Here is a 12412-nt window from a genome sequence, read left to right on the forward strand (position 1 = left end):
CTGTCGTGCAGTTATTTCAGGAGGCCATATCCGCAGATATGGAGCAATAATTGCAGCATGAGGAGGAAACTGATTTATGAAATTTACATTTGCTGAGCCTCAGCGCGCGCATAATCCGGCCATGTTTTTATCCGCCGGTGCCCGCAAACCCAATCCGGAAGTGCCTGAGCGCATACAGCGGCTTTTAACCGGCGCCAATGATGCCGGACTTGCAATGATTGCAGCGCAGGATCACGGTCTGGCACCGGTCAGCGCCGTGCACAGCCCTGAATACTTGGAATTCCTGCAGGTCATTTACAGGCAATGGCAGACGATAAGCGGTGCGTCCGATGAGGTCATTCCGAATATCCATCCGAACCGCCGCGATTTTTCCTATCCGACATCACCGGTCGGCCGTGCGGGCTATCATATGGCCGATACGGCCTGTCCGATTGCTGCGGATACGTGGAATTCTGCCTATTGGAGTGCGCAGACGGCAATCGAAGCAGCCAAACTGGTGCAGAATGGCGAGCCTGCGGCCTATGCTCTGTGCCGCCCGCCTGGACATCACGCCTATGCCGATATGGCGGGCGGCTTCTGCTTTCTGAATAATTCCGCGATTGCTGCGCAAGTTCTGCGCGAGAGCCATGACCGTGTGGTTATTCTCGATGTGGACCTGCATCACGGCAATGGTACGCAGGGCATTTTCTATCATCGTGCCGATGTGATGACTGTTTCCATCCATGTTGATCCGGCGGTTTTCTATCCGTTTTTCTGGGGGCATGCCTCAGAGCGCGGTGAGGGCGCAGGCCTTGGCTATAATCACAACCTGCCTTTGGCACGCGGTTCCGGCAATCAGGAATTTCTCGATGCGCTGGATCTGGCATTGGATCGCATCCGCGCCTATCGGCCGGGTGCTTTGGTTCTGGCGCTTGGGCTTGATGCTTCCGAGCATGATCCGTTTGGCGGTTTTACCGTCAATGAGCAGGGTTTCACCAGCATTGCCCAGAAATGCGCAAGTCTGAATCTGCCGACAGTGATTGTGCAGGAAGGTGGTTATATCTGCGATCAGCTGGGCGGAAATCTCACGCATTTTCTGCGCGGCTTCGGCGGATAATCTGCACTCAATGAATATTGACTGAGCAGACGGTTAAGAAACCGTCTGCTTCTTCAATAAAATTGTTTAAACGAACTTGATTTTGTGTATATTCAAAGCTGTTTTATATAAAATTCATTTGTATTTATTGTGATTTTGAAATTATTATTATTTTCAGTTTTATTTGATCTTACATATATGTGCATTCAGGAATAATCCGACATCAAATAATCCTTACAGGGGAAATATCCGATGTGTTTAGCCTGCAATCCCGGAGTTACAGCCATTCTGAGAAACGCCGCATCACGGCGTAATTTTTTGAAATATATGGGAGTGGCGGCCACTTCTGTTTTCGCCGCCTCAGTTATGGAAAGCAGAACAGCGCTGGCCGCAGCTTCTGCTGACGGATCCGCTGATGTGATCTTTAAGGGCGGCACTATCCTCACCATGAATAAGGAGAATGCCCGCGCTGAAGCTATTGCCATTCGCGGCGATACTATTCTCGGTGTCGGAACGGCTGAGGATATGCAGGCTTTAAGCGGTTCTAAGACGCGTATTGTTGATCTTGGCGGCCGCACATTAATGCCGGGTCTGATTGATCCGCATATGCATTCGACCTTTGTGGTGTTGGATGACTGGATTGACGTCAGTCCGATGGCCACACCGACCTTTAAGGATGTCTGGCTTCAGCTGAAGGCTGGTGTGGAGAAGGCAAAATCAGGTGAATGGATTCGGGCGAAGAATTTTGACCCCAGCATCACCAAAGATGCCCGCCCGCCGACAATGGCAGAGCTTGATGCTCTGGCGCCGGATAATCCGTTTTTCATGATGGAAAGTAACGGACATATTGCCTATGCAAACAGTGCTGCCATGAAACTGGCAGGCATTACGGAAGACACCAAAGACCCTTCCGGTGCACGCTTTGTGCGTGATGCAAATGGCAAACTCAGCGGCAGGCTTGAAGAGAGCGCGGCGCAGGAACCATTTATCGAGAAGATGCCGCAGCCAACGGCAGCGGAAGTGCAGAAGCGCATTCGCGGACTTTTCGATCATGCGGCATCAGTAGGCTGCACAAGCCTGCATGATTGCAGCATTGGCATGTTGTCCGGCGTCAATGATATTGCGCTTCTTGATGCCGTGATGGCTGATAATCCGCCGGTGCGCTATCGCGGGATGCTGATTTCAACCCTGATGGATGAATGGGACAAGCTTGGTATCAAACCCGGTCATGGCAATGACCTGTTCCGTATTGATGGTATCAAAGCCTGGGCGGATGGCTCCAATCAGGCAGAAACCGGCTATCAGCGCGAGAATTATCTGGGCAGCAATAGCCGCGGGGCACTGAATTACAGCCTTGAGCAAATCACCGAAGTCATAAAGCGTGCGCATGATGGCGGCTGGCAGGTCGGTGTCCATGCCAATGGTGACGGGGCAATTGATACGGTGATTGAAGCCTATCAGACCGTGCTGCAAGGCTCGGCACCGAATGACCTGCGCCACCGGATTGAGCATTGCAGTGTTCTGCATCCTGAGCAGATGGAGAAAATGGTACGGCTTGGCCTGTCACCGTCATTCCTCATCGGCCATGTGCGATGGTGGGGCAAGGCCTTCCGTGATCGCATTCTGGGGCCGGAACGGGCGAAATATTATGACCCTTGCGCCTCGGCTCTGGCAGCCGGTTTGCGTATTTCGCTGCATTCCGACTGGAGCGTAACGCCGATTGAACCTCTGCGCTATGTACAGGATGCGGTTGCCCGTGTGATGAATGAGGGCGGCGGTGTCTTCTTCTCCGACGAATGCATACCGGCAGAAGCCGCATTGCGTGCTGTAACCATTGACGCTGCATGGCATTGTCATATGGATGATAAGGTTGGCAGCCTTGAAACCGGAAAATATGCGGACTTCGCCATTCTGGAACAGGACCCGACTAGCGGCGTGAAAGATATCGGCAAAATCAAAGTCAGCGAAACATGGATGGCAGGCGAGCAGCGCTATACAGCCTGACATTTTCGTGAGTGCCTGTATTTATTGCGCAGCCTGATTTACCATACCTCATCCATTCTTGAGGTTTGATTATGTCATCGGGTAAACTCAAAGAAACGCTGACGGTGGGCGATGTTGCCCGCCGCAGCGGTGTTCCTGTTTCCACTATCCATTTTTATGAAGCAAAAGAGCTGATAGCCGGATGGCGCACCGCGGGTAATCAGCGGCGCTACCACCGTGCGGTTCTGCGCCGTATTGCTATTATCCGCATTGCTCAGCGTGCCGGAATTTCCCTGTCGATTATCCGTGATGCACTGGAAGATCTCCCGCATGACCATGTGCCGACAGCACGGGACTGGCGGCAATTTACCAATGCATGGAAAGATATGCTGGAGGAGCGCATTGTCAGCCTGATGCAGCTGCGTGATCAGATTGCCACCTGTATCGGCTGCGGGTGTCTTTCTCTGGCGGATTGTCCGTTGCGCAATCCGGATGATGAGCTTGGTGAGCAAGGGGCAGGGCCGCGCCGCCTGCTGAGAAAAAAACTTTAACACAACAATACAAATACGGCTTGACCTCAACTTTGGTTGAGGTTTTATAAGCGTGTCGGTGCTTGCGACGACTTGTCATTTTTGGCCGGTTGTCACGGCATTCTTTTGAGATGCTGCATGAATTTCTCCGTGAAAATCCGGTGAAGCCTGCGGCGGCAAAGGAATCTTTGCGTTCACACGCATTTTGGAGAGCCGACATGAGAAATGATACGACGGGCGCAGTATCAGCCGGTGCTGATGCCGCCATGGTAAAAAGAGATAATGCTCCGGCCGGCTGGGGTGAATTATTCAGCGGAAAAAACGGAATCTATGCGCTTGCCCTTGCCGGTGGCGTAACCTTGCATGCCGTCAATATGTATATCGCCACGACGGTTATGCCTTCCGTGATCGTTGAAATCGGCGGGCTCGATTTTTATGCATGGACAACAACATTATTCGTGGTTGCCTCAATTCTGGGCGCGGCTCTGACCGCTAAATTACTGAAAAGCACAGGGCCGCGCGGTGCCTATCTGGTAGCCACATTGTTATTTGGCACCGGCACGCTGATTTGTTCACTGGCGATCAATATGCCGGTTATGCTGCTCGGACGTGCGGTACAGGGACTGGGCGGCGGCTTTCTCTATGCGCTTGCCTATGGCCTGACACGGATCGTGCTGCCGGAGCGCCTATGGGGGCGGGCGATTGGCCTGATCTCGGCTATGTTTGGTGTGGCAACTCTGATTGGCCCCGCAATCGGTGGCGTTTTCGCCGAGTATAGCGCATGGCGTGCGGCTTTCTGGTCTTTACTGCCCTTTGCTGCTTTGTTTGCCGTGTTAGCTTTCACAACTTTACCAAAGCGCAGCTGGGATAAGAATGAGCAATCCTCCATACCGGTTTTACAGCTTATTCTGCTGACCGGTGCAGTACTGGCGGTTTCAGCCGGCAGCCTGTCAAAAGAATTGTCATGGAACATGATCGGTCTGGCCGGAGCGCTGACTATGGTTGTCGCCATAGCTCTCGTGGATATGAATGCCAGATCCCGCCTGTTGCCGCGCAATGCTTTCAATATTTCCACACCGCTGGGGGCGCTCTATCTGATGATTGCTCTGCTGATGATGAGCATGCAGCCGGAAATTTATGTGCCTTATCTGTTGCAGAAACTGCATGGTCAGACTCCGCTCTGGGCAGGCTATCTTGCAGCACTGATGGCAATCGGCTGGACAGCGGCATCATTTCTCAGTTCACGCTGGCAGAAGAGCGGCGGTTTCCTGATTTTCTCAGGTCCCGTTATGGTGCTGACAGGGTTAATCCTGCTTGCCATTTTCATGCCGGTTCATGGTGGCGGAGACTGGACATATTTGCTGCCTCTCTGCATCGGGCTGGTTCTGATCGGCTTTGGCATTGGTCTGGCATGGCCTGGTCTGGTCACGCGGGTTTATCAGAGTGCACCGGCAACCGAGCAGGATCTTGCTTCCGGAGGTATGACCACAGTGCAATTATTCGCCATTGCATTCGGAACAGCCTGCGCCGGTATGATTGCCAATTTTGCCGGTATATCGGATGCGGGTGATGTTGCCGGTGCGTCCAATGCCTCGCTATGGCTGGCGGGTCTTTTTGCAGCGGCTCCGGTTCTGGCTATATTTGTGGCGATGAAAGTCGTGCGCCTCACCGGAGGCAAAGGATAAGCCATGCCGGATATCATCGAAAAAATACTGGATTCCTATTGGTTTGATATTCTGGCGAGAGTTCTGCTCACACTGGTTTTCTGGACAAGCGGTCTGGCAAAATTATTCGATTTCACTGCCAATGCAGGGATTATGGATGATTTCGGCCTGCAACCGGGCTGGGCTTATAATCTCGTGACACTGATCCTGCAAATCGGTGCTTCGCTGATGATTATCTGTAACAAAGGTGTCTGGCTGGCAACCGGCGCACTGGCGGTCTTTACGGTGCTGACGATACCAGTTGCGCACCCGTTCTGGGCGAAGGAAGGAGAAGAGGCATTCCGCGACATGACTGTCGCTCTGGAACATGCCTCAGTTATCGGCGGCTTGGCAATATTTGCCCTCTATTCCCGCTACAGAGCCAGCAATTGCTGGTGAGTAATATGCAACAAACAGTCACTCCTTTTAAGGGGAGTGACTGTATCTGAAATACCTGATTCAATCAGATATAGGCCGCAACCATATTGGTGAAGAACAGAATAATGCTGAAAATCACGATCAGGGAAATAACCCAGACACCGAAAGCTTTGATTTCCGCATATTGAGAGCCGGATTTTGCCTCAAGATATTTTTTTTCAGCAAAGGCTGCGATGACAACCGACAGCGGCAGCCCGATAAACAGAAGAGAAACAATGAGCGTGGTTGCCTTGAAAATCATCTCATACTCCTGATTTTCCATTTCTGTTTAATAACAACAGCTTCAATCTATAGGCCTTTGCATCAATTGCAATAATGAATCATGATATCCGCCTATGTTGCTGAATATATTTCATATATTAAACATTCAATATTAGGCATTAATTATATTACTTATATTGATATTCGATTTTATTTGCGACTATAGTCTATATTCGTGTGGTTTTTATTGAAATTGTCCCCGACTTCTGTCATTGCACGCCCAAACGCGGGAGGGGTACCGCATGCTGGCATTTCCAATACTCTGCGACGCAATCCGGCAGAGAAGACAAGTTCGTTTTATTTATAAATCATTTCGTTGGATCATCGAGCCATATTTGCTCGGCTATTCCGCACAGGGAAACATGGTTCTGAATGGCTGGGTTATCGCGCATCGCAGCGAGGCCGGCTGGCAGCAGTTTCATGTTCCGCTGATCTCGAATGTTGCGCTGTCCCAAAAACGCTTTCTGCGGGCAAGGGCGGATTATAATCCCTATGATGAATCCGTTGCTCAGGTAGTCTGGCGTTTTGAGAGCTTCAACACCTCGATTGATACGGATTAAGATCAATTGAAACCATCTCCATACAGCGATCCTGCGTGACCGCTGTATGGAATGATCTTCTTTATCCGGCGGCTCTGAGATCCTGCAGCCATGGTCCTGCATTGCGCGCTTCAACCTCATGCGCCTCATCGCGCCAGACCTCCGCGAGACTATCAGCATACCAGTCCTGCATCACTGGCAGTTCACGCAAATGGGCAGCATAGGCTGCGGCTTTATCGCTGAGCCTGATACCATAGGTCTGGAAGCGGAAAGCAACCGGCGCAAAGAATGCATCAACAGCACTGAATTCAGCACCCGCCAGAAATGGTCCGCCAAAATCATCCAGCCCTTCATTCCAGAGCTGGTCAATGCGGCTGATATCTTTCTGCAGGGCAGGTGTTGTCTGCGCGCTGACATCAATCCGCAATCCGATATTATTGGTGCATATTGAGCGCAGAGAGTGAAAACCGGAATGCATTTCTGCTGTCGCACAACGTGCCCAGGCTCTGGCTTTCTTATCCTTCGGCCAGATTTGCGGATGATTATCCGCCAGATATTCGGTGATACCGAGCGAATCCCAGACTGAGATAAAGCTGCCGTCAGCCTGTTTTTCTGAAAGGCAGGGAACCTGCCCTGTCGGAGACGGGTTTTTATCCCAGTCCGCGCTGCCAAAAGGGATCAAAATTTCTTCAAACGGAATATCCAGCTGCTTCATCAGAAGCCATGGCCGGAGTGACCATGAGGAATAATTTTTATTCGCAATATAGAGCGTGTACATGAAATATCCGTCCTGATGCTGATGCAACAGTCATTCCATGAAATAGCTTTCCGGTACAGAGGAACAGCGTATTTTTTCGCTATTCAGGTCAAAAGAAACAGTTCCGGCAACTATGGCTTGGGCGCAGCTTCTGCCTGCGCATTAAGATAGGCCAGCAAATCGTCAATCTGCCCCTCCCACAGCCCCCAGAAACGCATTGTTGTGCCGGGGATCATGGTTTTAGGCGCTGTCAGGAATTCTTTGAGCGTCGCATCATTCCAGATCAGACCATTATCACCGGCCTGTTTCATAGCGGCAGAATATTGAAAACCTTCAATCGTGCCTGCTTTGCGCCCCTGCAATTGCATCAGATGCGGCCCCATGCGATTGGCCGGCTGGTTGAGAATATGGCAGAAGCGGCATTTCTGGTAAATTTTCTCGCCGTTCTTGATGTCGCCTTCCGCCTGAGCTGTCGCCGGTGCCGACAAACAAAAAGCAAGAAGTGAAATTTTAAACAGGCGGAGCATGTCAGATACCAGTCAGTCTTTAATCCGTTTTCGCTGATCTACGCCGGATTACAGCCTGCCGCAATATGGCACCGGTCAACAAATGGTACCGGTGCCATATCCTGACTTTTATGCGCTGATGGTTTTTGTCAGCACCAGAGTAAGGAGTGCTGATGTGATGGTGAAAACAACCAGAGGCAGAATTGTATTGCCGCCAAGCAGTACGACCACAAGCGTTCCGGCAATGCTGACGATCAGGCTTTCAATGCAGTAATAAATGGCCGTTGCCGTGCCTGCATAGTCATCGAAGCTCTTCAGCGCTCCGTTCGCTGTTACCGAGCAGGTGAGGGCAATGCCTGCTGCGACCACCCACATGGCGACCATGAAGGCTGGCACAGACAATTGCATAACTCCGCCGAAGAGCAACAACAGCCCGCCACCGCACATAATCAGAAGCATACCGCGTCTTAATGTGCCGCGCAGTCCCCACCATTGCGTATAAAAACCGGCGAAACGGGCGAAAGCCACCATAACAATGGCGATACTGGCAAAACACAGGCTGAACGTGACCGAAGACAGACCAAGCCCGTTGACCAGCAAGAGCGGTGCCGTGGAGAAGAAAACAAAGAACGAGCCCATTGCGGCACTAAAGCCGGTTGTATAGGTCCAGAACGGCTTGCTTCCGAGAATGGAACGCAGCTTTCCCTGCGGCTTTGTCAGGCTTGGCACGCGGGTTTCCGGCCAGCGCCATGCGGCATGCAAACCTGCAAAAGCACCAAGCACTGCCAGCACCCAGAAAATACTGCGCCAGCCAAACTGAATATCCAGCAAAGCGCCGAGCAGCGGTGCAAGTGCAGGCACAAAAGCCAGCATGGAGCTGAACAGGCTGTAGATGACCGCACTTTCTGCACGTTGCGCATAAACATCGCGCACCGTAGCAAAAGTTGCCACCAGCATTGCCGCAGCCCCTGCGGATTGCAGCAAACGCAATGCCAGAAAGACCGGCGCAGAACCGGTGATCGCCAGTCCGGCAGAGGCACAGGTAAAGATCAGCGCACCACCCAGTAAAACCGGTTTGCGACCAATTTTATCCGAGAGCGGGCCGAAAATTAGCTGACCTGTACCAAGAACGCCCAGATAGAGACTGAGTGTCAGTTGCACCATTTCAGGGCTGGTCTGCAGCGCTTCCGACATATGCGGAATAACGGGCAGATAAATATCCATTCCCATAGATGCCAGAAGATCAAACGGCGCCATGAGAACCAGTGCCGCTGCAAGACTAAAATTCCATTGCACCGGCAGAATGCCCTCTGCGGGTTGCAAAGACTTGTTTTTATAGAAAGACATATGTCGAATCCACGCTGTGAGGCGTGCATACAAAAGCAATCATGCAGCGGCGCTTAAGCGACCGGCAGAGTGTGGCTTCTGAATGTTACGCCGTAAATTTTCTTCAGATGATGAAATTTACGGCTGAGCGGGTTGCGGATTCGACTGTACTCATGATGCGCATTGTTTAGATATTTGTCAGCATATTGTCAAAGCACTGTCTCTGTTCTGTCTGAAACCAAGTATCAGTTTGCCGCTGTCGATCCCTGTATATAAATTGCACTTGCTTGATTGCCTGCCGGATATGGCAGGCGAAAATGAGAGGGTTTGCAATGGCAAAACTGGTTATTGAAAAATATACCGAAGGTCAGCTCGGGAAGAAGACGAATGTTCCGCTTCCGCTGGTGCGGATAGCTGCACGTATTTTACCGGATGCAGCGCTGAGCCAGCTAAAAGCAAAAGGGATTGATCTTCCGGCAGTCTGTGCTGCCAGCCGTATCGGCCAGCCTTATGAGACGGTTCTGGATATTCGTGAAAACCGCCAAAACAAAAAAGTCGTGATCTCTTTGCAGCACTGACGCACTATAATTTTATAAGATAAATTTCTGTATCTTGCCGCTGATAAACGCAAATGTGAGCGGTTTATCAGCCATGCGGCACTATGAGCGCGGTAGGAATGTCGGTCTTTGATTGACTGCGCGGTGTATTTTTGCCAAATCAGCGAAAATGATTTTCATGGAAGTGCAGGTTTCTGCCTGTATAATGCTTCTGTGTTTATTGCAGAATGTTGCAGCAAATTTCAAATCCCGATCAGGCATTGCTGCCGCGGTCAGGTAAGCTGCAATGTGAGATTGAGATTATTACGTGCGTCAAACGCACAGGAAAGGTTTAGGGCTATGACAGCCGATTTCCGCGAGCTTCGTGTTAATATGGTTGATACGCAGATCCGCACGACGGATGTGACGGATCTTGCTGTTCTGGATGCTTTTCTGGCAGTTCCGCGTGAAGAATTTGTACCGGCGCACCGTCGTGAGCTGGCCTATATTGATGAAGATCAGCTGCTGGCAGAAACACCGGAAGGTGCACGCTATCTGATGGAACCATCACCGGCAGCCCGTCTGGTGCAGCTCGCATCGGTGAAAAAGCAGGATGTGGTTCTCGATATCGGTTGCGGCACAGGCTATCTGGCAGCGGTTCTGTCGCAGCTTGCAAGCTCGGTGATCGCTCTTGAAAGCAATGCGGATTTCGCTGCCACGGCTTCGGAAAAGCTGCAGGCACTGGGTTGCGACAATGTTGTGGTTGTCAGCGGTGAACTGACTGCCGGCTACCCTAAAGAAGCCCCGTTTGATGTGATCATCATTGAAGGTGCGGTTGATTTTGTTCCTGAAGCTCTGCAGGCACAGCTCAGAGACGGCGGCCGTCTGGTTGCTATCGAAGGGCAGGGCAATATGGGCGTTGCGCATATTTATGTGAAAGAAGACGGTATCGTATCCCGTCGCGGCGTATTTAATGCTGCGGTGAAACTGCTGCCGGGCTTCCGTCATGCGGCCGAATTCGTATTCTGATACGCAATAAATTCTTTTCAGAAAGCCTGTCACGGATCTCCGCGGCAGGCTTTTTGTTTATTACCGATATTTAAGCTTAAAATCTCTGTGTAACCTGATATTGTCACACTCGTTGAAAACCACTATTTTTAGCCCACCGCTTACAAAAGGGTAAAAATTGTGGCAGACCAGAAATTGTTGTTTTGGCAACAATAACAATTTGTTTATTAATGAATTAAGCTGATGGGTGGAAAATCCGATTTTTACCCGTTATTAGCAAATGCCCGAATGAGTTTGGGAAATTTGATTCGAATTGTATGGGGTAAACCGTGGTCAATTTACGCAAACAGGTTTTAGCTGTTGCACTATTAGCGAGCACGGTACTCGCACCGGCTCCTGTCATGGCGGAAACGCTGTTCGGAGCAATGCAAAAAGCATATCACAATAATGCTTCGCTCAATTCATCCCGCGCCGGTTTGCGCGCAGTTGATGAAGATGTGGCAATTGCCAAATCAGGCTACCGCCCGACATTGAGCGGCACATATAAATATGGCCGCAGCCGTAACGGCACGACTGATATGTATTCGACAACAGGCGAGGTCGGCATTCAGCTGAACCAGACATTGTTCGATGGTTTCCAAACAAAAAACAGCGTGGCGGCGGCCGAAAGTAACGTATACGCCCAGCGCGAAAATCTTCGCAATGACGAGCAGAACCGTCTGTTCGAAGCTGTTCAGGCCTATATGGATGTTTATCAGAACCGCCAGATCGCCTCTCTGCGCCAGAAAAATCTGGCCGCATTGAACGAGCAGGTTCGTGCAGCCAAAGCCCGTCTGGATGTTGGTGAAGGCACTCGTACTGACGTAGCGCAGGCCGATGCGCAGCGTTCCGCTGCTGTTGCGCAGCTCAACGCCGCTCTTGCCAATGTTAAATCGGCAGAAGCAGTCTACCGTCAGGTAACCGGCTCTGCTCCGGATAAATTGCAGGCCGCCAAGCCTGCCGGTAAATCGCTGCCAAAGAGCATTGCTCAGGCCTATGCGATTGCTGAAGCCGGTCACCCTGGTGTTAAGGCAATGCAATTTGCCATGGATGCTGCCGGTCATAATGTGAAAGCTAAAGAAGGTGCATTGCTGCCGACTGTCGGCGTAACAGCTTCCGCTTCGCATTCATCGGTTTATTCCGGTCTGCCAATGGCTGGTAACGGCAATTCCGCTTCGATCGGCGTTGGCGTTACTGTTCCGATTTATTCGGGCGGCAAAACATCTGCAACTGTTCGCAAGTCGAAAGAACAGCTTGGTCAGGCACGCATTCAGATTGATGTTGTGCAGGATCAGGTGCGTGCTGCCGTGGCCTCGTCATGGTCGCAGCTTGAAGCCGCAAAAGCATCTCTCTCTGCTTATCGCGACGGTATTTCCGCAGCACGTCTCGCATTGGACGGCGTGATTGAGGAGCGCAATGTTGGTCAGCGTACAACACTTGATGTTTTGAACGCCCAGAATGATCTGGTCGATGTTCAGATCCAGCAGGTTCAGGCTGAACGCGATGTTGTTGTGGCAAGCTATGCCGTGCTTTCATCCGTTGGCCGCCTTACAGCACGCCAGATCGGTCTGCAGGTTGCAGAATATAAGCCTGAACAGCATTATGACGCTGTGAAAGATAAGTGGATCGGTCTGCGTACACCGGACGGCCGCTAATCAGGATTAGATTCAAGTTTTTAAAAAAGCGGCGCATCATGCGCCGCTTTTTTGTT

13 protein-coding genes are annotated in these 12412 nt (G+C 51.2%); 9 read left to right on the forward strand and 4 right to left on the reverse strand.

The genetic code is table 11. The features are described 5' to 3' along the window. Window positions 1-76 precede the first annotated feature (76 nt). From K1X45_RS02095 to K1X45_RS02115, 5 genes are all read left to right on the forward strand, one after another. Window positions 77-1096: a histone deacetylase family protein gene (locus K1X45_RS02095; protein WP_220159670.1), complete on the forward strand. Its 1020-nt coding sequence runs from the start codon at window positions 77-79 to the stop codon at window positions 1094-1096. A 231-nt stretch (window positions 1097-1327) separates the two neighbouring features. Then, window positions 1328-3079: an amidohydrolase gene (locus K1X45_RS02100; RefSeq protein ID WP_220159671.1), complete on the forward strand. Its 1752-nt coding sequence runs from the start codon at window positions 1328-1330 to the stop codon at window positions 3077-3079. A gap of 71 nt (window positions 3080-3150) precedes the next feature. After that, entirely contained in the window at window positions 3151-3609 is a 459-nt protein-coding gene (soxR, locus tag K1X45_RS02105) for a redox-sensitive transcriptional activator SoxR (protein ID WP_022712071.1), read from the forward strand. Between the two features lie 197 nt (window positions 3610-3806). After that, window positions 3807-5273: an MFS transporter gene (locus tag K1X45_RS02110; RefSeq protein WP_220159672.1), complete on the forward strand. Its 1467-nt coding sequence runs from the start codon at window positions 3807-3809 to the stop codon at window positions 5271-5273. 3 nt (window positions 5274-5276) lie between these two features. Continuing rightward, window positions 5277-5690 carry a DoxX family protein gene (locus tag K1X45_RS02115; RefSeq protein ID WP_220159673.1) on the forward strand — a complete coding sequence of 138 codons (414 nt, stop codon included), beginning with the start codon at window positions 5277-5279 and terminating at the stop codon, window positions 5688-5690. Between the two features lie 64 nt (window positions 5691-5754). Here the strand turns inward: K1X45_RS02115 and K1X45_RS02120 are convergent, their stop codons facing one another. Further along, window positions 5755-5970: a hypothetical protein gene (locus K1X45_RS02120; protein ID WP_022712067.1), complete on the reverse strand. Its 216-nt coding sequence runs from the start codon at window positions 5968-5970 to the stop codon at window positions 5755-5757. A gap of 262 nt (window positions 5971-6232) precedes the next feature. Here K1X45_RS02120 and K1X45_RS02125 point away from each other — a divergent pair, with 262 nt between their 5' ends. After that, complete coding sequence (locus K1X45_RS02125) at window positions 6233-6550, forward strand: WYL domain-containing protein (protein WP_139316367.1); 318 nt, start codon at window positions 6233-6235, stop codon at window positions 6548-6550. Between the two features lie 61 nt (window positions 6551-6611). Here K1X45_RS02125 and K1X45_RS02130 read toward each other — a convergent pair whose 3' ends face one another. The 3 genes from K1X45_RS02130 to cml all read right to left on the reverse strand — a co-directional run bounded on the left by K1X45_RS02130 (window position 6612) and on the right by cml (window position 9139). After that, window positions 6612-7307, reverse strand: a complete 696-nt coding sequence (locus K1X45_RS02130; protein ID WP_220159674.1) for a glutathione S-transferase family protein — start codon at window positions 7305-7307, stop codon at window positions 6612-6614. Between the two features lie 110 nt (window positions 7308-7417). Then, window positions 7418-7813: a cytochrome c family protein gene (locus K1X45_RS02135; protein WP_220159675.1), complete on the reverse strand. Its 396-nt coding sequence runs from the start codon at window positions 7811-7813 to the stop codon at window positions 7418-7420. A 108-nt stretch (window positions 7814-7921) separates the two neighbouring features. Continuing rightward, on the reverse strand, window positions 7922-9139 hold the full coding sequence (gene cml / locus K1X45_RS02140; protein ID WP_220159676.1) for a CmlA/FloR family chloramphenicol efflux MFS transporter: 1218 nt from the start codon (window positions 9137-9139) through the stop codon (window positions 7922-7924). Window positions 9140-9450: 311 nt separating this feature from the next. On the opposite strand from cml, the gene K1X45_RS02145 reads away from it, so the two are divergent. The 3 genes from K1X45_RS02145 (at window position 9451) to K1X45_RS02155 (ending at window position 12356) form a co-directional block, all read left to right on the forward strand. Further along, a complete protein-coding gene (locus tag K1X45_RS02145; RefSeq protein WP_220159677.1) occupies window positions 9451-9696 on the forward strand; it encodes a hypothetical protein in 246 nt (81 codons plus the stop codon). A 318-nt stretch (window positions 9697-10014) separates the two neighbouring features. Beyond that, the gene (locus K1X45_RS02150) at window positions 10015-10683 is read left to right on the forward strand and encodes a protein-L-isoaspartate O-methyltransferase (RefSeq protein ID WP_022711750.1); all 669 of its coding nucleotides are present in this window, start codon (window positions 10015-10017) and stop codon (window positions 10681-10683) included. A gap of 380 nt (window positions 10684-11063) precedes the next feature. Next, window positions 11064-12356, forward strand: coding sequence for a TolC family outer membrane protein (locus tag K1X45_RS02155; RefSeq protein WP_022711751.1), 1293 nt, complete (start codon window positions 11064-11066; stop codon window positions 12354-12356). Window positions 12357-12412 lie beyond the last annotated feature (56 nt).

This window comes from Pseudochrobactrum sp. Wa41.01b-1, assembly GCF_019464455.1.
Taxonomy (GTDB): domain Bacteria; phylum Pseudomonadota; class Alphaproteobacteria; order Rhizobiales; family Rhizobiaceae; genus Pseudochrobactrum; species Pseudochrobactrum saccharolyticum.